Genomic DNA, 20,624 nt, shown 5'->3' with positions numbered 1-20,624 from the left:
CGCGGTTCTGCGGCGATAGTGACCCTTGACACCCTAAACATCAGATGTTTATGGTTCAGTGGAAGGCATTCGCCGAACCAACCTGAGGAGACACGGTGGCAACCCATCCGGCCGTTCTAGGGCGCTTCTTCGAGGATTACGTCGTGGGTGACGTGTACCAACACCCCCTGGGACGGACGATCTCCGAAACCGACAACACGTGGGTCACGCTGCTGTCGATGAACACCAACCAGAATCATTTCAACGCCCACCTCGCGGCGCAGAACCCGATCACCGAGGGACGCGTCATCGTCAACTCGGGTCTGACTGTTGCTGTGGTGCTGGGTATTTCGGTACTCGACATGAGTCAGAACGCGATCTCGAACCTCGCGTTCACCGACATCAAGATGTCGCATCCGGTCTACGCCGGTGACACCATCTACGCCGAGAGCCTGTGCACCGGACTGCGCAAGTCCGAGTCGCGGCCGTACTCGGGAATCGTCTCGATGATCACCCGCGGCCTGAATCAGGATGGCGTGGAGGTCATTTCGTGGAAGCGCTCCGTCATGGTCGCGACGCGCGAGAGCGGCATCGGCCAGAACTACTTCCCCCAGGCCAAGAACGGCCCGCTGCAGCTGCCGGAGACGAAAGGCACCGAATCATGAGGCCACTCGAAGACGTCCGCATCATCTCGCTCGAACAGTACGGCGCCGGCCCGTTCGGCAGCGTCCACCTCGCCGATCTCGGTGCGGACGTCATCAAGATCGAAGACCCGAACGTCGGCGGCGACGTCGGGCGCTACGTGCCCCCGTACAACCAGGGTGAGGACTCGTTGTTCTTCGAGACCTTCAACCGCAACAAGCGCAGCCTGTCGCTCGACCTTTCGACGCCTGCAGGTCGCGCCGTGTTCGAGGATCTCGTGCGCGGCGCCGACGCGGTCTACTCGAACCTGCGCGGCGACGTTCCGAAGAAGATCGGAATCACGTACGACGACCTGAAGCACCTCAATCCCGCGATCGTGTGCTGCAGCCTGACCGGCTTCGGCATGACCGGTCCGCGCGCGAAAGAGCCTGGCTACGACTACATTCTGCAGGGCCTCGCCGGTTGGATGGACGTCACCGGCGATCCCGACGGCCCGCCCACCAAATCGGGTCTGTCGCTCGTCGACTACTCGGGAGGCTTCGTCGCGGCGATCAGTCTGCTGTCCGGTCTTCATGCTGCGCGACGCGACGGCGTCGGCGGCGACTGCGACGTCTCGCTCTACGACACGGCGATGTCGCTGCTCACCTACCCGGCGACGTGGCACCTGAACGCGGGATTCGAGCCGGTACGGACGAAGAACTCGGCGCACCCGTCGCTGGTTCCGTTCCAGGCGTTCGAAGCGAGCGACGGCTGGCTCATCGTCGGCTGCGCGAAGGAGAAGTTCTGGGAGCGCCTCGTCGTCGCCATCGGGCGACCGGAACTCGGCGAGGACCCGCGTTTCACGTCGTTCGCACTGCGCGGCACCAACCAGGGTGAGCTTCTCCCGATCCTCGAAGAAGTCTTCGTGACCGACACCGTCGAACACTGGTTGTCGCTGCTGCGTCCGGCGGGCGTTCCGTCCGGTCCGGTCAACAACATCGAGCAGGCGCTGAACGAACCCCACACGCTCGCACGGGATCTCATCGTCGAGACCTCCCACCCGGTATACGACACCATCCGCCAGGTTGCCTCGCCGGTGAACTTCGGAGCCGAGAAGCCGGAGTACCGTCGGGCACCGCAACGCAACGAGCACTTCCAGGAAGTCCTCGACTCTCTCGGGTACGACGCCGACCGCGTCGCCGAACTCGATGCCGCAGGTGCATTCGGGAAAGCCGGTGTCCGGGTATGACGTCGCGTGACCTTGCCGAGTGGGCAGTGGGCGTCGGCGATCTGCCCGACGACGTCCGGCACGCAGCTGCGCGGCACATGCTCGACGGCGTCGGAAATGCCATTGCTGCAGCACGATTCGGCAGCGGCACCGCGGGATGGACCGTCGCGAATGCTCTCGGTGGCCCAGGCGAAGCTCGGCCGTTGACCGGCTCGGCGGGTCTCTCAGCACCCGCCGCCGCCATGGCGACGGCCGTGCTGATACACGCCCTCGATTTCGACGACACCCACGCCGGTGCCCTCGTTCATCCGACCGTGGTGTCGCTACCTGCGGCATTCGCTGTCGGGCAGGAGACGGGAGCGACGGGGGCAGAGATCCTGACCGCCTTCGCTCTCGGTCTCGAAACCGCCTGCCGCCTCGGCGCCGTCAGTCCGCACGGCTTCCATGCGCGTGGAATGCACGCATCGGGCGTCGTCGGAACGTTGTCGTCGGCACTCGTCGCCGGACGCCTGATGGACTTCGAGCCGTCGGTTCTGGTGCACGCGTTAGGTATTGCGGGCTCGTCGAGCGCCGGTCTGCTCGAGTTCCTCGACAGCGACGCCGACACCAAGTCCCTGCATCCGGGATCGGCGAGCTTCAACGGCATTCTCGCTGCACGGCTCGCCGCGGCCGGCGCCAGCGGACCTGCGTCGGTACTGGAGGGCAAGCGCGGACTGTACGCCGCACTCTCGGACCGCCCCGCGGATCTGACGGTTCTGACGAACGACCTCGGCAGCACCTGGGAGGCCACGCGCATCGGCATCAAGCCGTATCCCAGCTGCCAGCTGATGCACGTGACGCTCGACGCCGTGAAAGCTGCCGGAGCGTCTGCCGACGAGGTCGCCGACATCGAGGTGTTCGTCCACCCCGATTCGAAGCACATCGTCTGCGGCCCCAACGCCGGAGTCGCCGCACCGCGCAGCACATACGACGGCAAGTTCGACTTGCCGTGGTCCGTCGCCGCACTGCTGCACGACGGCGCCGTCACAGTCGAGACGTACACACCCGAATCGATTGCGCGCGAGGAGATCCTGCAGACCGCTCGCAAGGTGCGCGTCAACGACATGATGTACGACGGGCCTGCCGCGTCGGCACCCGGGCGGGCACTGATCACTCTCGACGACGGCCGCATCCTCGAAGGCCGCGTCGACGGTAGCCGCGGCAGCGCTGCATTCCCGCTCGACGACGACGCACTGCGGGACAAGTTCGACGCGAACTGCGGTTCGCACTCTCGCGCACAGGAATTGGCCGACCGGATCTTCGGCCTGGCCGACGAACCCGACCTCACCGCGGTGCTGGACCTGGCCGCCGACATTTCCCGATAGGACACCTCCCGTGGATTTCACGTACACCGAAGATCAGCTCGAGTTCCGTAAAGCATTGCGCCACTTCGTCGACAAGGAAATCGTCCCTGTCGCGAACGAGTGGGAGAAGAGCGGCCGCTACCCCACCGAGATTGTCGACCACATGAAGGCCATGGGTCTGTTCGGCATCACCACACCCGAAGAGTACGGCGGCATCGACCTCGACAAGGTGTCGTTCACGCTCGTGTACGAAGAGTTGGCGCGGGGCTGGATGGGCATTGCAGGAATCGTCGGTAGCCACAACCTGTCGTGCTGGATGATCAACAAGCACGGCACCGACGAGCAGAAGCAGAACCTGTTGCCCAAGTTGGCAACCGGTGAATGGCGTACCGGCGTCGGCCTGACCGAACCCGGCGCCGGAACCGACCTGCAGGGCATCAAGACCACCGCCAAGCGCGACGGCGACCATTACATCGTCAACGGTGCGAAGACGTGGATCACCAACGCTCGCCACGCGAACGTACTGCCCGTGCTCGTGAAGACCGATCCGACCGCGACTCCCCCGCACAAGGGCATGAGCCTGCTGCTGATCGACACGAGCACCGACGGCTTCGAAGTGCAGCGCGACATGGGCAAGCTCGGCTACAAGGGCACCGAGTCCTGCGAGATCCTGCTCGATAACGTCCGCGTTCCGGTCGACGCTCTGCTCGGTGGCGTCGAAGGCCGTGGTCTGCAGCAAGCACTCTCGGGACTCGAGATCGGACGCCTGAACATCGCCGGCCGAAGCGTCGGAATCGCACAGGCGGCCTACGACGCGGCGTTGCAGTACGCCCGCGAGCGCACCGCATTCGGTCAGCCCATCGCCGACTTCCAGGCCATTCAGCTGAAGATCGCGGACATCGCCACCCAACTGCAGGCCGCACGCTTGATGACGTACTGGGCTGCGTCGCAGGCCGATTCGGGCAAGCGCGTCGACATGGAAGCCGGCATGGCGAAGTACTTCGCGTCGGAGACTGCGATCACCGCAAGCCTCGAAGCGATGCGTATTCACGGCGGCTACGGCTATTCGACGGAGTTCGTCGTCGAACGTCTGTACCGTGACGCACCGCTGATGGCCATCGGTGAGGGCACCAACGACATCATGCGGACGGTCATCGCGAAGTCCCTCGTCGCCGGCAGTGGAGTCATCGGGTGAGCGGTGCGCTGACCTACCTCTACGTACCGGGCACCATGCCCGAACGGTTCGACAAGGCGCTCGCGTCGGGGGCCGACGCCGTCGTACTCGATCTCGAAGACGCGGTTGCGCTGGCCGACAAGGAGACTGCGCGACGCACCGTCGCGCAGTGGGTGGCGCAGTGCATGCCCGGCGACGTCGAGGTCTGGGTTCGCGTCAATCCCGGCGATCTAGACGATGTTCGGGCCGTCGCCGGTCCCCGATTGACCGGTGTGTGGTTGCCGAAGGTCGGGTCGGCGGCGGAGGTCACGCGGGTCGCCGACGTCCTGGACGAGGTGTGTCCTGAGGCGGCTATCTCGGCCATGATCGAAACCGCAGGTGGAGTGTTCGAGGCGTTGGCCATTGCCAGGGCGCCGCGCATCAGGTTCCTGCAGATCGGCGAGGTGGATCTGGCGGCCGACCTGGGTGTGGACGGTTCGCACGATTCGTTGCTGTTCGCGCGCAGTCAGGTCGTCGCGGCCTCCGTCGCGGCCGGCATCGAACCGCCACTGGCTGCGGTGTCGCGGAACTTCCGTGACCTGGACGAGTTCGAATCCGATACCCGGAAGCTCGCCGGGCTCGGATTCGTCGGGCGGGCCTGCATCCATCCGGCGCAGGTGGCGGCGTCACGAAAGGTCTTCGTGCCGACCGTCGATGAGGTTCAGGATGCGTACGCCGTTCTGGAAGCGCTGGCGACAACGGGTGTCGCCGTCGACTCCCGCGGCTTCCTGATCGACGAGGCAGTGGCACGTCAGGCGCGGCGGGTGGTGGCGCTCCGCGCCCCGTGAGTGGGAATGTATAGCGGGCTATACATTCCCACGCACGGCCTGCATCACCGACTCGGTCCCGCAGGCTCCTGGCTCAGTCGTGCACCGACCTGTCCGGCTCACCGCGGAACCGGGAGATCTGGCCGTCGATACGCAGCTTCTTCCACAGATACCTGGCGGTCCGGTTGGTCATTCCGATGTCGTCGACGAGCATGCGAACGTCACCGAAGTACGACTGCAACTGCTCGCTGCCGACCGGTCCGTCCCAGTACGCTTCCTTCACGACGGCGCGCGGAATACCCAAGTCGGACGCCAGCTTTCGCGGCGGCGCCATGATGACGCCGGCGAGCCAGCGCATGATGATCGGCGTCGACACCGCGACGAGCCACTTGTTGAACCGCCCGAGGTTCGGGTAGTGCTGGCGCAGGAAGTGATGCGCGAAAGAGATGTGCCGCGCCTCTTCCGCGATGTGAATCTCCATGGTGCGCAGCATCGCCGGTGGGACGTCCGCACCCTGGCGGATCACCGACTTCTGCCAGTGATCGATCGGCTCCTCCCCCGCCAGGATGCCGATGAAGAACACGACGGGGAACGCTGCGCCCAGCATTCCCATCGTGGGCGACGCGAGTCGGAAATCGGTACGCATGCCGGGCACATCGGCGCCGGAGCGATTCACCAACTCCTGGAACATCTGAATGTGGTTGCACTCCTCGGTGATTTCGTGGAGGCAGTACCGAAACTCGAGTGAGTTGTTCGGCATCTTCATGATGAACTGCATCATTCCGCGGATCAGGATGCTCTCGAACGCAGACCCGACCTTCACCGAGTTGATCTGAATGTGGTGTCCGACTTCGATCTGCCGATCGATCGACAGATTCCGATACCACGACGTCCCGCCGAGCGGGTGATACTCCGGCAGCACCCACCGCGGGTCGTCCGACGTCATCTGGAACTCGTCGCTGTCCCAGTCGATGTCCAGATACGGATCGAAGTTGCGACGCACCGACCCCTCGGACAGTACGTCGAGCATCTCTCGGTAGGTCTCGACCGGCAGTCGAGTCGTGCGTCCCGTCTGGCGGGTAACCGTAACCATGAGCTGTGCACCTCATCCCGATTGCGCGTTTGCCGTGCTCACGGGCCTAGGACCCGAAAACAAGCACCATTGCTGGTAACTGAGGTTACACACACATTGTTGCCGAGGGAAGAGGTCGGGCGGCTTCGCCACCCGTGCGTGGTCGGTTGGCCCAGGGGCCAACCAACCACGCACGGGTGCGTCTGCGCACTACCCGGTGACGCCGGTCAGCTCGTTGGGTGTGTGATCGAGCTGTCCGGTCACGGCGACGGTGCCGGTGGCGAGGTCGACGGCGTGGATCTCGTTCGTCGCGGGCTCGGAGACGTACGCGGTGCCGTCCTGGACGAACAGCGCCGGACGCGGCTCCTGCCACTTCATCGGCTCTTCCCAGGCATCGACGACGGGGATGGTCTTCGTAACCGCCTTGGTGTTGACGTCGATGACGTGCAGCGCGCCGTCGGTTCCGAGAACGATGGCCTCGCCCGCCGGTCCACGTCCGAGCGAGCGGAAGGTGTAGCTGGTGCCGAGGTCGACGAGGGTGAGTTCGCCGGAGACGGTGTCGGTGAGCGAGACGCGGGTCGGGCGCTCGAGTTCGGCGTCGGGGTCGACCTTGTAGTCACCGAGCAGGACCGGCGAGTCTTCGTCGCCCGCCTGGTTTCCGATGCGTCCGTAGGCGTCGGGGCTCTGGACCTTCGTGATCGCGCCGTCGCGGTAGATCAGCAGACCGTCCTCGCAGCCGACGACGACCGTCTCGTTCGCCGCGACAGCCTCACCGTGGACACCGGGGCACTCTTCGTTGCGGACGATTTCCTTGCGGTCGGCGTCGAGCACGACGATCCCGGTGCGCTCGTCCTCGTTGCCGATCGTCGTCAGCAGCGAACCGTCCGAAAGCTCCACGGCAACACCGTGATGCGCCTCGGGCGTCGTGTAGCGCTCCGAGTCCGGCTTGGAGCCTTCGAGCAGCGCCGCAGATTCGAAGACGTCGACGTTGCCGGTGCCGTCGTCGAACAGCACGGTCTTGCCGTCGTGACGGACGACGTGACCCGGCGTGGTGGCGTCGAACTTCACGTCGGTGAGCGCCGGAGTCGACGTGTAGTACTCCGAGCCCTCGGTCCACGTTCCCGCGTCGAGAGCGGTGAAAGCGCCCGAGCCACTGACGAACACGTGTCGTCCGTCGCCTGCGGGGTTGAGCCGGGTGAAGCCGTCGATGCCGGAGATGTCCTCGACGGTCTCGAGCGTCTTCGCGTCGAGGATCAGGACGCCACCGTCGTAGCTGGTGGCGATGCGAGGCGTTGCCGCCGAGTTCGATTGCGCTGCGGCAGTGGTCGTTTCAGTGGGGGAATCGGAGGTCGATTCCGACGAGCACGCGGCCAACAGGGCCGCCGAGGTACCCAGCGCCACAGCTGCGCCGAGCGTACGAGATGAGCGAATTGTCATGGCATCAGAAGTACAGGGCTTCGTAAACGCATGTCAAAGGGTGTAGTGCGTACAAATGCATGTGTTGCAACGGAATTGGCGCTGCGCGCCCCGTGCGCGCGAATGTACAGCGGGCTGTACATTCGCGCGCACGGGCACGTCAGCGCCCCAACCCCTCCGCAATCGCCGCGGAGTTGAAATCCATCATCTCCAGATAGGTAGGTGCTTCGGAGTTCTCGTCACCGAGGGACTCCGTGAACAGCTTCACGACGCCGATCTCGATCCCCGCTTCCGACGCCATCACCTGCGCCAATCGGTCGGGCTGCGACGAATCGACGAAGATGGTCCGCACACCGGCGTCCCGTACCGTCCCCGCCAGCTCCGACAGGTCCGACGCACTCGGCGACGCCAATGTCGTGCCGCTCGGAATGACCGCACCGATCACCTCGAATCCGTAACGATCCGCGAGATACCCGAACACATGATGATTGGTCACCAACTTTCGACTGTCCGGCGCAATGGCGTCGAACCTCTCGGCCATCCGTACGTCGAGTTCGACGAGCTTCGCATCGTAATCCGCGGCTGCCGCATCGACATTCACACCGTCGACGTTGGCATTCACTGCGTCACGAATCAACGTCACGACGCTGCGCATGCGCTCGGGGTCGGTCCAGATGTGCGGATCCTCGGCACCGGTCGACTGGCCCGTCACGTACTGGATGGGATCCGCAGCTGGTCCCGCCTCGACGACCTCGATGCCTTCCGAGCGCGCCGCATCGATGGTCTTGGCGACGCCTTCCTCCAGGCCGAGTCCGTTCACGATCATCAAGTCCGCAGATTCGACGCGTGCCGCCTCGGCGGCGGAGATCTCGAACGAGTGCGGATCCGAGTTCGGCGGCATCAGCACCATGACGTCGGCCTGGTCCCCGACGATATTCGACGTGATATCGCCCAGAATGTTCGTGGTCACCACGATCGTCGGTTTGCCCGACGCCCCGGCATCGGAACAGCCCGCGAGAACAGCCAGCAGCGGAAGTGCCAGCAGCATCAGCTTTTTCATGCGCCGACGACTCCGATCGAACCGGGCGAGTACTCGAAGTCGAACGTGCGCGCGACGCGTCCGCCGTCACGGTAGTCGATCTCGACGACAGCGTTCGCAGCCGGATCCGACACGTACGCACGGGTTCCGGCGACGACGATCGCCGGCGAGTCGTCCTCGCCGACGGGCCCCGCCAGCACCGGCGTCGACGACAGTTCCGCCCCGGTCACCGCATCGAACGTCCGGAAAGTGCCGTCGGTCTGCAGCGACAGCACCGTCTTGCCATCGCTCGACATGCCCGACGCCACAGCCTCGTCCGCGGTCCGAGCCTCGACCCACTGTCCCGAGCGGGTGTCGAGAACGAGGACGCCCGTCGCCGTCGGTGCGGCGACGAGCGCTCCACGCGATCCATGTTTCACCGACCAGGCACGCTCGGCGTTCTGCGGGTACGGGAACTTGGTCGTCGCGAACTCGGCCGTCGCGTCGACCTTCAGAATGCCGTCCTCACATGCGACGACGAAGTAGTTCGAGAACACCGCCTCGCCGTGCATCTCGGGGCACGTGCCCTCGAGCGCTCTCACGAGTTCGCCCGAGCCGTCACGCAATTCGAGGCCGTTCGGCAACTCTTCCTCGGTTCCGCCCGTCGACACGACGAAGTGATCCGACAGCGGGACAGCGATGCCGTGATGCGGCGCGCTCTCGATGGTCGTCGCGACTGTGGACTCGCCCTTGCTCAGGGAGTCGAAGTCGATGACGTCCGCCGTGCCCGAGCCGTCGAAGAACACCGACACCTTCCGATCGCCGGCGATGACGTGGGCAGGTTCGTCCCCGTCCAGGGTGCCGATCTCGACGGGATCCTTGATGTACGAGTGCGAGTGGTCGCCGTGCTCGATCGTCCACGATCCCGGATCGAGCACCGACGCCTTCGTCTCGTCCGTCGCGACGACGTAACGTCCGTTGATCGTCGTGATGCGCGACGCGTCCTCGACGTCGAACGAATGCAGCGATTCCTCCGTCGCGAGGTCGAGCACATCGATGCGACCGGAGTCGGCGTCGGCTACCACGAGTCGCGGCTCGGCCCCCTCGACCTCGGTCGACCCGGCTTCCGCAGCCAGGTCGCTACCGGCTCGCGCGGTTCCGGTCTCCTCGGCAACCGGCTCGGTCGGCTCTTCACTACTGCACCCAGCAACCGTCAGCGCCACGACGCCGACAGCCAGAACTAATTTCCGCACAGAATCTCCAGACAGATATGACAACGATTGTCATTACGGTAAACCATGCGGGTGTCCCGGTTCGACCGAGGGCGACCTTCGCTCACTCAGAGTGACCGAATGCGTCCCTCGCTCAGCTCGGCCGGCGGCCGGGTTCGGACCGAGGGCGACCTTCGCTCACTCAGAGTGACCGAATGCGTCCCTCGCTCAGCTCGGCCGGCGGCCCGGTTCGGACCGAGGGCGTCCTTCGCTCACTCAGAGTGGCCGAATGGGTCCCTCGCTCACCCCGCGCCCACGCACTAGCGAAGGCGCCCCTCAGTCACTCAGAGTGACCGTCTGTGACATTCGGTCACCACCCGACATCCGGTCACCACCCGACGCCCGCTCACCACCCGAGCCCCGCGCACCAACTACCGCCCGCACCCCCGCGACCAGGAAGAACTGCAACACGGCCAACCCTGCGATCGTGGCGCCCGCGGCGGTGTTGGCGTGCCACGACACGAGGAGCCCCACGACCACTGCCGACCATCCGAACAACGTGGCCAGGATCATCGACGGCACGATCGACCGCCCGAACAAGTACGCCGTCGCCGACGGTGCCACCAACAGCCCGAAGACCAGCAACGTCCCGACGATCCGGAACGACGCCACCACTGCCAGCACCACCAACGCCAGCAGCACCACATGCGCCAACCGCGGTCGGAATCCGAACGTCTGGGCCTTCCGCTCGTCGAACACCAGCGCCACGAACGGCCGGTAGGCGACGACCGACACCACCAGCGCAACCAGAGCCGCATCCGCGAGAAACACGAGGTCCGCGTATGTCGCCGACAGCACATCACCGAACAGGAACGACGTCAGGTCCACCGCGAACGACCGTGCACGAGACACGATCACGACCCCGAGCGCGAGCATGCCGACGAACAGCAACCCGATGCCCGTGTCCTCCGACAGCCGCGAGTGTCGCGACACCCACGCCACTCCTCCGATCATGACGACGGCACTCACTGCCGCGCCGACCAGCAGGTTCGCACTCATCAGGTACGCGATCGCGACGCCCGGCAGCATGCCGTGCGATACCGCGTCGCTGAGAAAAGCCATGCCGCGCAACACGACCCAGGTTCCCACCAACGCACACAAGATCGATACGAGCATGCCTGCCCACAGGGCGCGCTGCACGAACGAGACAGCGAAGGGGTCGAGTAGCCAATCCACATCCAGCACCATATGCGACAATGGTTGTCATGAACGAATCGGTGACCGTCCGCAACCTGTCCGTCCGGTACGGCAACACCACCGCGCTGCACGACGTCACCGCATCGTTCGGGCCCGGCACGGTCACCGCACTCGTCGGGCACAACGGATCCGGCAAATCGACGCTGCTGCAATCACTTGCGGGGATCGTCACGCCCTCACACGGCACCGTCGACACTCACCGATGTTCCGTCGCCTACGTCCCCCAACGCTCCGACGTGAACGACCGCATGGCCATCACCGTCGGCGAGGTGGTTGCCATGGGCACTTGGCCGCGACGCGGCATCCTCGGACGGGCCACGAAGCAAGATCGACAAGCAGTCGACGACGCCATCGCGCGCCTGAAGTTGACCGAACTCCGGTCACGCCGGTTGTCGACGCTCTCCGGTGGCCAACGTCAACGAGCGCTCCTCGCGCAGGCACTCGTCGAACGAGGTGATCTCGTCCTGCTCGACGAACCCACCACCGGTCTCGACGCCGAGGCCCGCGACATCATCGACGGCGTCGTCGACGACGAGGCGGCCAGGGGCGCCGTCGTCGTCATGGCAACGCATGACCTCGACGACGCCCAACGGGCGCACACCACCATCACGCTCGGGCGCGGGGAGGTTCTTTCGGTGCACGCTCCAGAGCACGAGCCTCGACGGTCTCGATCGCTGCAACGAGTGTCTCGACAGTAACCTCGGCGATCGTGTTGCGGATGTGGGGAGCAGACATGGCGGCGACTGCGAGTTCGCGAATCTCGTCGGGCGTTGCGTCGTGCATCCCCATGTCGGCCAACGACGTCGGCAACTGCACTGCCGACAACAAGTCCGTCACTTCACCGACCACGTCGTCGTGGTGACGCTCCAGCGCGAGCTGTACGAGTAGTCCGTAGGCGACGTGATACCCGTGTAGCACCGACCGAGTTCCCCTACCTGCCATGAGCCCCCTGGTCATGCAGTGCGCTATCGACAGCCCCCCGTTCTCGTACCCGATCCCGGACAGCAACACGACCGCCTCGACCACCGATTCGACAGCAGGGGTGAGTTCGTCGTTCTCGACAGCTTTCACGGCGTCGACCGCATGTGTCGCGAGCATGTCGTAACAGCCGGCCGTGACGATGCTTCCGATGTCCAGCGGCCGGGTTCCCTGCATCGTGTTTCCGGTCCCGAGTCTGCACGCGTCGGCCTCGAACTTCTTCGCCACGGCGTCGCCGATGCCGGATATCAGGAACTGGACGGGAGCACGTGCGATCAGCGCGGTATCGACCACCACGCAACTCGGATTGAACTCCAGGTTGCCGACTTCGCACAGCACATGACTCTCGTTGTATATCGCCAAGATCCGCGCGGTCGGCCCGTCGTTGGAAGCGATGGTCGGGCAGGTGACCATTTCCGCGCCCAGATCGATGGCGATCCCCTTGGCAAGATCCAGCGCCTTGCCCCCACCGATCCCCACCACCACGTCACGCCGCCGATCTCTCACCAGGGCAGCATGTTCGGCGATGTTCGGCCGCGTCACATCACCGGAACACGTCAACACCTCGTAGTCCGTGCCACTTTCCTCGAACGACCCCGTCACGACCGAACCGAGCGTCGCAAGCACGAATTCATCGACGACGACCAATGGACGACGCCCGTGCTCGGCGACGAAACTCGCCAAGTCACGAATGACATCCGGTCCCTGAATGTACCGACGGGGCGCGCCGAACTGGCGGTAGTCGACTGTCATGCGAATGCCCAGTTACCCGTCACCACGGCGTCGGTGATCGCATCCTGGTCGAGACCGAAGGCCTTCTCGTTGTAGGCCTGAGACCCGCAGGGATGGAATCGGTCGTGCAGACCGATGCGCGTGACGGGAACAGCAATACCGCGATCGTGCACCACTTCGATCACCGCAGTCCCCAATCCGCCTGCGCGCAATCCGTTCTCGACCACCACCACGCGTCCGACCGACGAGGCGATGTCGACGATCGCCTGCTCGTCCAACGGCTTGATCGTCGGCACGTGCAGAACCGCGGCCGACACACCGAGGTCTCGGGCGGTATCCGACGCCTTCATCGCTCGTTCCGTCATGAACCCGGTGCTGATGACTGCGACATCCGTTCCTTCGCGAACCCGCCGCGCCTTGCCGACGACGAACTCGAAATCGGACTCGTCGAACACCACGGGCACCTTGCCGCGCAGATTTCGGATGTAGAAGGTGCCAGGAGTTGCCGCCGCCGCACGCACTGCGTGTCGCAATTCGACGGCGTCGCACGGGTCGATCACCGTGAGGTCGGGGACGCTGCGCATCACGACCAAGTCCTCCAGCGACTGGTGCGTCGCGCCGTACGGGTTCACCAATCCTGGTGATCCCGCGACGATTTTGACGTTTGCCTTGCTGTGCGCGCACGCGATAGCGATGAAGTCCAGCGCACGTCTGGACAGGAACGCCGCGTAGGTGGCGCAGAACGCGGTCTTTCCTACCTTCGCCAGTCCGGCAGCCATCATGACTGCACTCTGTTCGGCGACACCGGCATTGAAATAACGCTCGGGGTACGCCTTCATGAACGGGACGATGTCGGAGTACTTCGACATGTCGGCGCTGAGTCCGACGATCGACGGATTCGTCTTCGCCAGTTCGACGAGCTCGTTGCCGAACGGCGCTGTCTCGTACGGCCCTTGTACCTCGGCGATTTCACCCATGCCTCCGGCACGGTTCAGCAGATCAGGCATGGTTGTTCTCCAACTCTTCGATGAGCGACGCCCATTCACCCGGTTCGACGCGTACGAAGTGCGCGCGTTCTCTGGCGACCAATGTCGGTACGCCGTGCCCTGGGGTGGTGCGCGCGATGATCACTTTCGGACGGTCGGTGACGCTGTCGAGGCGATCGAAGGCCGTGCACAATGCATCGACATCATTGCCGTCGACTTCCTCGACCACCCAACCGAACGACGCCCACTTGTCCGCGACCGGTTCCATGTCGAGCACCATCGGACCGTCCGCCTGTATGCCGTTGCAGTCGACCACCGCGGTGAGGTTCGCGCACCGAAAGCTCGCAGCCGACATCGCGGCCTCCCACGTCGACCCTTCCTGTAGCTCCCCGTCGGACAGTTCGACGATCACCTTCGAATCCCGACCGTCGAGCCTGAGCCCCAGGGCCATCCCGACGCCTTGGCCGAGACCATGCCCCAACGAACCACCGGTGATCTCGACACCCGGTGTTTCGTCGAATGTGCTCATCGGCAGGTCACTGCCGTTGAGCCCGTAGGTCGCGATGTCGTCGTCGTCGAGAATTCCGAGTTCCGCCAAGACTGCGTAGAGCGCGACGGAGTAGTGCCCGGTCGACAGCACGAAACGGTCGCGGTCCACCCATTCGGGATCGGCCGCGTCGAACCGCAACTGCCGGAAGTAGACGACCGCAAGCACATCTGCGATGCCCAACCCCTGGGCGATGTATCCCTCGCCTTTGTCCGCCGCCATATGCATCATTCGACGCCTCAGCGCAAAACTTCTGTCGCGCAACTGTTCCGGCGCAACAGCCGTCGTGAGAACTGTCATGTCACGCAACCTCGTCCTTGTAGCTGTTGTCAGTGTGGAATGTTCCGTCGATGGTGATGCCACCATCCACTTCGAGTACGACACCGGTCACGAACGACGCATCGGCGGACACCAGGAAGGAAATTGCCGACGCCACCTCCTCGGGCCGTCCGAAGCGCATCAACGGCGTTCGCATCAGGATCCGGTCGCGGTCGAGTGTGCCGCTTGCAATGCCCGACTGCATCATGCCGGTATCCATGTATCCGGGAGCGACGGCGTTGACACGAATGCCCCGTCTCCCCCACTCCGCAGCCAAGGTCCGTGTCATTCCGACCACCCCGGTCTTCGCAGTGCTGTACGCCAACCGATGCGGCAATCCGAAGGTCGACCCCACCGACGCCAGGTTGACGATCGCAGGCGCCGAGGATTCGAGCAGTCTCGGGAATGCCGCCCTGCTGCACCGCATGGCACCACCGAGGTGAACGGACAGCTCGCGTTCCCAGCGATCGGACTCGGTGTCCTCTGCGTGGGATCTCGAAATGATGCCCGCATTGTTGACCAGTACATCCAGGCCGCCGCCGACCGAATCGACCACGGCGAAACAGTCTCGCACCGAGGAATCGTCGGTCACGTCGATAGCTACCGCTGTAGCGGCAATACCCGCGGCCGTGAGCTTTTCGACGGACTCGTCGGCGCGGTCTCGAACGATATCGGCGACGATCACGTGAAAACCGTCTTCTCCCAGCCTTGTCGCGGTCGAGAGTCCGAGTCCCTGCGCACCTCCCGTGATCAGTGCGGTGCGCATCATCGAGCCTGCCCTTCGAGCGGCTTGCCGATCTGGGCCTCGGCTTCGAGTGCGACGGCGTCACCCTCGTCGAACGGCTCCCACATGATGGCTCGGCAGATGACGACACCGATGAGTGGCACGATCGCGAAGATCGTGATGGTAGTGGACAATCCGTACGCGTCGACCATGTTCGGGAACGCATAGAGACCGACGATGCCGCCGAGACTCTGTGATACGGTGGCGATTTGGCCACCGCGGCCGCGAAGATCACTCGGATAGGCCATGGCCGCCATGGTCAATCCCGATACACCCGGTCCGGCAGAGTGGAAGAAGATGAACATCGCCGGCACCAGGAACATCAACGCGGTGGGCAGAGAATCGAAGAAGACGCCGAGCACCAGGATCATGGCCGCGACTGCCAGGAAGCCGTACATTGCTGCGCCGTGCGCGCCGAGCTTACGTGCCACCCAGATGGATGCGATGCCGCCGATGATGCCGAAGATGTTGAACACCAACGATCCGAAGATTGCTTCTCCGAATCCACCCCCGAAGAGCGTCAAGGCGATGACCGGCAAGTAGTAGGCAACGGCGTAGTACTGCAACGCCTGCATCGCGGTGACGCCGTTGGCCAGAATCGTCCGCCGACGATAAGTCTTGTTGAACAGATCGGACCACTTGCCGGTGTCCGTGCGCTGTTCGTCCGCCGCGAGCACTCCCGATGACGGGAACACCGGTTGAATCTCGTAAACCTGATTCAGAGATTTCCCGAGCCGACCGAGGTCGTTCTTCTCCGCGAGCCAGCGTGGACTCTCGGGCATGAAGAAGATCTGGCCGACGGTGACGATGATCGCGAACACTGCCGCGGCTGCGAGCGACCAGCGCCAGATGTTCAGACCCAGGTCAAAGTTGTAGAGCCCGAGTACGACGAGCAGCGCGAAGGAACTGGAGATGTACCACTGGGCCTGCCAGAAGTTCAGGAGGTGGCGTCGTAGCTTCGGAAGGAACTCGGCCAAGTACGCCATCGCCACGCCGAGGTCGATGCCGTACGCGGCTCCGGCCAGGCATCGGCCGAGGACGAGTATCAGGAAGTCCGGCGCGGTGGCCATGATGGCGAGCGCTATGACGGCAACGATCTTGGCCACCACCATCAACTTGACCCGACCGAAACGGTCCGCAAGAAAGCCGCAGGTCAATGCGGCGATGAGAGTAGCGATGTACCCGTAGGAGCTGACCAGGCCCACTTCGTTCGCACTGAGACCGAGCTGTTCGGTCATCGGGCTCGTACCGGCGCTGAGGACCGCGAGATAGAAGGCCTCGAACGCGATGCCACCCAAGCCGAGAAGCAGCAGCAGTTTGTGGCGACGCGTTCGGATGTCTTCGAGGTCGATCAGATCGTTGATGTCCCGAACCGAATTGATCGTCAGAGATCGCATATCGGATTCCGTTCTGTCACAACCTCATCGGTTGTGTCCGATTAGTGGAGAGGAAGGGAGGAGGTGAGAATGCCCAAAGCGTCGAGAGGTGTCTCGAGCGAGAGGTCGGGCGCGTGCGGAGACAGAAGTTCCGCGCCGTAGTATCCGTAGTTCGCGCCCGCAGTGCGCACGCCGGCGGCTCTTCCGGCGAGAATGTCCTGCGGGCCGTCACCGACGTACCAGGATCCGGCGATATCGATGTGCGATCGTTCGATACCGATTCGGATCGGCGTGGGGTCGGGCTTGCGTTGGACCGAATCATCCGCTGTGACAATGCAACTGAGCAAAGCCGGGTCGATGCCCACCCATTCGAGATCGAGGAGCAATCGCTTCCGCGACTTGTTGGTCACTATACCGAATTTCGTTCCGTTGGAGGCCAATTCGGAGATCAGGTCGAAAGTTCCGTCGTAAGGCCGAACGTGCTTGTACGCGCCGCCGACGTAGTGACGTCCGTACGCGTCGACCAGCTCCGCAGCGTCGCCGTCCGACCACGTTGCGAACACTTCGATGGGCCGTGGTGCCATGAGAACGTGAACGTCCTCGAGCTCGGCGGGTAGAGGTACGCCCAGTTCTTCCTCGAAGGTCTGGCGATACGCCGCGAGAATTGCACCGCCGGAGTCGACCAACGTGCCGTCGAAGTCGAACAGAATTCCGCTGTCGTTCGACATCAGCTGGCCCGGACCGGCTCGAACGCGAAGAACTGCGCCGGGTTGACGACGAACAATTGATGAATCAGCTTGTCGTTCATGCGCGCCTGGACTCGGCGGGTCAATCCCGCGAAACCCGGTGTGCCCCCGTAGCTCGGTTGATAGCTGGGGCGTCCGAGGTCGCCGGACACCATGACCTTCGTGAATCCGTCGTCGAAAAGCCGTTCCACGAACGAAATTCGGATGTCGTCGGACGGGTATTTCGGTTTGGTCCAGTGATCGAAGCCGATCCACACACCGGTCGACGCCAGTTCGCGCACGTAGTCGTAATCGAGGTTGCGGTCGACGTGCCCGATCAGGACGCGATCAGGATCGACACCGTGTTCTTCGAAACCTGCGACCTGGACGGTGCCGAGCTTGCCTGCCTGGCAATGCGTCGAAATCGGGGCTCCCGTCGCGAGATGAGCTCGCGAGACCGCCCTCTGGACCTTTTTCTCGTCGTCGCGAATGCGGTCCGTTCGGCACGTTCCGTACTTGATGACGCCGGCGCGAAGATCGGTGCCGTCGACGCCGACGGTGACGTCGTCGATGAACCGCTGCGCCACATCGTCGACACTGTCGGCCTCGACCGAATCGGGATAGTAGACGCCCTTCTGGTAACCCGACGCCGACACCACGTGTACGTCGCTGCGGGATGCCGCGGCGAGCAGCTTGGCCGCGTTCCGACCATAGTCGGCAGTGGTCATCTCGATCAGCGCGCCGCCACCGACCGCCTCGAAGTCACCGAGCTCGGACACGGCGTTGTCCACGTTGTCCAACACCATGTCCGAGTCCTCGTTCGTCGCCCACGCAGGGGGTTTCGTGAACAAGTGTTCGTGACACAGCGTGACGCCGAGTTCTGCGGGATCGATATCTCCCAGAACGGTTCTGACGATCATTGGTTCTCCTTGTGGGAATGTGAGAAAGCGAACTGCCGAGCCCATGCAGGTGCCAGCGGCTGCAGCAGTGCGCGGTAGGTGGCGAACATGTCGTCGTACGTGCTCGCCGTAGTCGGATCGGGGTCGTAGACAGCCCCGTCGCGGACAAGTGTTGTCGTGGCGTGGGTCAAGTCGCGATAGTGGTCGACGGCGACGCCTGCGAGCATCGCGGCGCCGAGAGCGCCGGATTCGGCGACGTCGGGGACGACCATCTGCTTCTGCATGACGTCGGCGATGACTTGGCACCAGGCCGCACTGCGGGCGCCGCCGCCGGTCAGACGAATCTCCGTGATGTCCGTGGGCATTGCTTCGTAGCAGTCGCGAATGGCGAGTGCCGTGCCTTCGAGCACCGCTCGGATCAGCTGGTCGCTGGTGGTCTCGGGACCGAATCCCACGAAACTCCCCCGCGCCTGGACGTTCACGAACGGCGCCGTCGCACCTGCCGTGTTGAGGTACGGGTGAAAAATCACGCCGCCGTTGCCCGGGTGCGTTGCGGCTGCCGCCTGCTCGACGACGGACCCGAATGTTGTTGTTCCGTTCCGTATGTCGGAGGAGAGGTCACCGCAGAAGGTCTGCACGACCCAGTCGAGGCACAGAGTCCCACCGCCGGAGTTGGTGATCTGTCGCTGCCACCGGCCGTCCGGCATGAGAAAGCTGAACCCGATTCCGGGAGGGTCGAACAGCGGCTCCGCGCAGGACGTGCCGTTCATCAGACTGGTGCCGAGTGTCGTCGTCGCCTGTCCGTCGCCCTGTGCGCCGATTCCGATCATGTTCGCGGTCGCATCCCCACATCCCGCGGCGACGGCCGTTCCGACCGGGAGGCCTGTCAGCGCAGCCGCGTCGGCCGTTACTCGACCCAGCACGGCGGCACTGGGTCGAACGGGCGCGACGAAGCGCACGGCCTCGGGAATACCGAATGCGTCGAAGATGATGTCCGACGTCGTGCGGCGCGCGAGGTCACAGGGCCAGAAGGACAAGTCGGATTCCTCGGTGGAGATCACCCCGGTGAGACGGTAGTTGATGTAGTCCTTCGCCATGAACACGGTGGAGATGCGTGCGTAGCGTTCCGGGTCGTGCTCCTTCATCCACGCAAGCAGCGGGTACGGCATGCCGGGGATCATCGCGTTGCCGCCCAGGGCGTAGAGCACGCCCTCGGCGTCGCGGCCGATGACATCGTCGAGCACGTCCGTTGCGCGCGCATCCGGCCAACAGATGGCGTTACCGACCGCAGTACCCTCGTCGTCCAACGCCCACAACCCACCCATGTGCCCGGTGACACCGACACCGAGGTACTGGGTGTCCCGAGGTAGCCGTCCCACGACGTCTGCGATCGTTGCCGCCGTTGTCTGCCATGTCTTTTCACATTCTTCTTCGTGACGGTCACTCCCCGCTCGAACAGACGGTGTCGGACACCCGGATTCGGCGAGTAGTTCACCGGAGAACGCGTCGACCGCAATCGTCTTGATCGAACTGGTCCCCTTGTCGACTCCGATGAGCACCGTGGGTGCGGACAGCTCACCCACGACACACCACCTGAGCAACATCGCCCAGAGCGGGACGCATGGAATCCACGAAGGGCCGCCTGTCCCCGGATTCGAGAAAGCGAACGACGGACCCGGCAGTCACGTGCTCGCAGTGCACTGTGAACGTCGCGATCCCCAAGCGCGTCACCTCGGCGATCACGGCGTGGCAGCACGCTTCCCACACCGCTCCCAGTACCTCGTCGATCGTCGTCTTGTACGACGCCCCGACGAGAATGCCGAGCGCAGTCGCGTCCGGAACCCGGTAGGAAAGCGGGGACGTTCCACGAAGATGGTCCGCGACCAGGCTGCGAATCCTTGCATCGTCGTAGCTCGACGGCGCGAAACGCCGCACGACGGAATCGAACTCCGCGAGACCGGTGCCCGCGATGGACTCGACGATCGATCCATCTCGGACACAGTCGAACTGGGCAGCCTCGCCCACAGTGATGTGCCATCCGTCGACCCGTTCGATCATGGAATCCGGTACCTGCGAAACGGCTGTCATGTTGCTCCTCGGTGAGCGTCGCCCACAGGAGTGGGCGGAAGACCTTGCATGTTGTCCGGAATCCGG

Annotated in this window: 20 protein-coding genes; 6 read left to right on the top strand and 14 right to left on the bottom strand. The window is 64.1% G+C overall.

Going from position 1 to position 20,624, the window contains the following annotated elements; translation table 11 throughout:
* Nucleotides 1–95: 95 nt before the first annotated feature.
* The 5 genes from RhoFasB10_RS05215 to RhoFasB10_RS05195 are packed head-to-tail and all read left to right on the top strand — an operon-like array spanning nt 96 to nt 5,172.
* Nucleotides 96–644, top strand: a complete 549-nt coding sequence (locus tag RhoFasB10_RS05215) for a MaoC family dehydratase (protein WP_068430530.1) — start codon at nt 96–98, stop codon at nt 642–644.
* Nucleotides 641–1,849 (top strand): CoA transferase, encoded by a 1,209-nt coding sequence (locus RhoFasB10_RS05210; RefSeq protein ID WP_068430526.1) that lies wholly within the window; start codon nt 641–643, stop codon nt 1,847–1,849. Before RhoFasB10_RS05215 ends, RhoFasB10_RS05210 begins: the two co-directional genes overlap by 4 nt.
* Nucleotides 1,846–3,192 (top strand): MmgE/PrpD family protein, encoded by a 1,347-nt coding sequence (locus RhoFasB10_RS05205; RefSeq protein WP_167675454.1) that lies wholly within the window; start codon nt 1,846–1,848, stop codon nt 3,190–3,192. The genes RhoFasB10_RS05210 and RhoFasB10_RS05205 overlap by 4 nt, the downstream gene beginning before the upstream one ends.
* Before the next feature lie 10 nt (nt 3,193–3,202).
* On the top strand, nt 3,203–4,366 hold the full coding sequence (locus RhoFasB10_RS05200) for an acyl-CoA dehydrogenase family protein (protein WP_068430519.1): 1,164 nt from the start codon (nt 3,203–3,205) through the stop codon (nt 4,364–4,366).
* Nucleotides 4,363–5,172 carry a CoA ester lyase gene (locus tag RhoFasB10_RS05195; protein WP_167675452.1) on the top strand — a complete coding sequence of 270 codons (810 nt, stop codon included), beginning with the start codon at nt 4,363–4,365 and terminating at the stop codon, nt 5,170–5,172. Before RhoFasB10_RS05200 ends, RhoFasB10_RS05195 begins: the two co-directional genes overlap by 4 nt.
* A gap of 73 nt (nt 5,173–5,245) precedes the next feature.
* On the opposite strand, the gene RhoFasB10_RS05190 is transcribed toward RhoFasB10_RS05195, so the two are convergent.
* The 5 genes from RhoFasB10_RS05190 to aztB form a co-directional block, all read right to left on the bottom strand.
* Nucleotides 5,246–6,244: a diiron oxygenase gene (locus RhoFasB10_RS05190; protein ID WP_206030540.1), complete on the bottom strand. Its 999-nt coding sequence runs from the start codon at nt 6,242–6,244 to the stop codon at nt 5,246–5,248.
* A gap of 189 nt (nt 6,245–6,433) precedes the next feature.
* The gene (aztD, locus tag RhoFasB10_RS05185; RefSeq protein WP_167675450.1) at nt 6,434–7,660 is read right to left on the bottom strand and encodes a zinc metallochaperone AztD; all 1,227 of its coding nucleotides are present in this window, start codon (nt 7,658–7,660) and stop codon (nt 6,434–6,436) included.
* Nucleotides 7,661–7,799: 139 nt separating this feature from the next.
* A complete protein-coding gene (aztC, locus tag RhoFasB10_RS05180) occupies nt 7,800–8,699 on the bottom strand; it encodes a zinc ABC transporter substrate-binding protein AztC (protein WP_167675448.1) in 900 nt (299 codons plus the stop codon).
* Nucleotides 8,696–9,910 carry a hypothetical protein gene (locus tag RhoFasB10_RS05175; protein WP_346764355.1) on the bottom strand — a complete coding sequence of 405 codons (1,215 nt, stop codon included), beginning with the start codon at nt 9,908–9,910 and terminating at the stop codon, nt 8,696–8,698. The genes aztC and RhoFasB10_RS05175 overlap by 4 nt, the downstream gene beginning before the upstream one ends.
* A 294-nt stretch (nt 9,911–10,204) precedes the next feature.
* A complete protein-coding gene (aztB, locus tag RhoFasB10_RS05170; RefSeq protein ID WP_346764354.1) occupies nt 10,205–11,104 on the bottom strand; it encodes a zinc ABC transporter permease AztB in 900 nt (299 codons plus the stop codon).
* Nucleotides 11,105–11,133: 29 nt separating this feature from the next.
* Between aztB and aztA the strand changes: the two genes are divergently transcribed.
* Nucleotides 11,134–11,823, top strand: a complete 690-nt coding sequence (aztA, locus tag RhoFasB10_RS05165) for a zinc ABC transporter ATP-binding protein AztA (RefSeq protein WP_240930899.1) — start codon at nt 11,134–11,136, stop codon at nt 11,821–11,823.
* Here the strand turns inward: aztA and RhoFasB10_RS05160 are convergent.
* The 9 genes from RhoFasB10_RS05160 to RhoFasB10_RS05120 are packed head-to-tail and all read right to left on the bottom strand — an operon-like array spanning nt 11,732 to nt 20,558.
* The gene (locus RhoFasB10_RS05160; protein WP_068430502.1) at nt 11,732–12,856 is read right to left on the bottom strand and encodes a glycerol dehydrogenase; all 1,125 of its coding nucleotides are present in this window, start codon (nt 12,854–12,856) and stop codon (nt 11,732–11,734) included. The genes aztA and RhoFasB10_RS05160 overlap by 92 nt on opposite strands.
* The gene (locus tag RhoFasB10_RS05155; protein WP_068430499.1) at nt 12,853–13,842 is read right to left on the bottom strand and encodes a transketolase C-terminal domain-containing protein; all 990 of its coding nucleotides are present in this window, start codon (nt 13,840–13,842) and stop codon (nt 12,853–12,855) included. Before RhoFasB10_RS05155 ends, RhoFasB10_RS05160 begins: the two co-directional genes overlap by 4 nt.
* Nucleotides 13,835–14,668 carry a transketolase gene (locus RhoFasB10_RS05150; protein WP_068430496.1) on the bottom strand — a complete coding sequence of 278 codons (834 nt, stop codon included), beginning with the start codon at nt 14,666–14,668 and terminating at the stop codon, nt 13,835–13,837. Before RhoFasB10_RS05150 ends, RhoFasB10_RS05155 begins: the two co-directional genes overlap by 8 nt.
* Nucleotide 14,669: 1 nt before the next feature.
* A complete protein-coding gene (locus RhoFasB10_RS05145; RefSeq protein WP_084423959.1) occupies nt 14,670–15,455 on the bottom strand; it encodes an SDR family NAD(P)-dependent oxidoreductase in 786 nt (261 codons plus the stop codon).
* On the bottom strand, nt 15,452–16,867 hold the full coding sequence (locus RhoFasB10_RS05140) for an MFS transporter (RefSeq protein WP_167675446.1): 1,416 nt from the start codon (nt 16,865–16,867) through the stop codon (nt 15,452–15,454). Before RhoFasB10_RS05140 ends, RhoFasB10_RS05145 begins: the two co-directional genes overlap by 4 nt.
* A 41-nt stretch (nt 16,868–16,908) precedes the next feature.
* On the bottom strand, nt 16,909–17,574 hold the full coding sequence (locus RhoFasB10_RS05135; protein ID WP_068430492.1) for an HAD family hydrolase: 666 nt from the start codon (nt 17,572–17,574) through the stop codon (nt 16,909–16,911).
* The gene (locus RhoFasB10_RS05130) at nt 17,574–18,491 is read right to left on the bottom strand and encodes a phosphotriesterase (RefSeq protein WP_167675444.1); all 918 of its coding nucleotides are present in this window, start codon (nt 18,489–18,491) and stop codon (nt 17,574–17,576) included. Before RhoFasB10_RS05130 ends, RhoFasB10_RS05135 begins: the two co-directional genes overlap by 1 nt.
* Nucleotides 18,488–20,053 (bottom strand): FGGY-family carbohydrate kinase, encoded by a 1,566-nt coding sequence (locus RhoFasB10_RS05125; RefSeq protein ID WP_254303623.1) that lies wholly within the window; start codon nt 20,051–20,053, stop codon nt 18,488–18,490. The genes RhoFasB10_RS05130 and RhoFasB10_RS05125 overlap by 4 nt, the downstream gene beginning before the upstream one ends.
* Complete coding sequence (locus RhoFasB10_RS05120; protein WP_167675442.1) at nt 20,046–20,558, bottom strand: hypothetical protein; 513 nt, start codon at nt 20,556–20,558, stop codon at nt 20,046–20,048. The genes RhoFasB10_RS05125 and RhoFasB10_RS05120 overlap by 8 nt, the downstream gene beginning before the upstream one ends.
* Between the last annotated feature and the right edge of the window lie 66 nt (nt 20,559–20,624).

Source organism: Rhodococcus sp. B10 (assembly GCF_011770055.1).
Classification (GTDB): Bacteria; Actinomycetota; Actinomycetes; order Mycobacteriales; family Mycobacteriaceae; genus Rhodococcoides; species Rhodococcoides kyotonensis_B.
The sequence above is the reverse complement of the archived record's forward strand: the minus strand, read 5'-3'. Positions and strand labels throughout refer to the sequence as shown.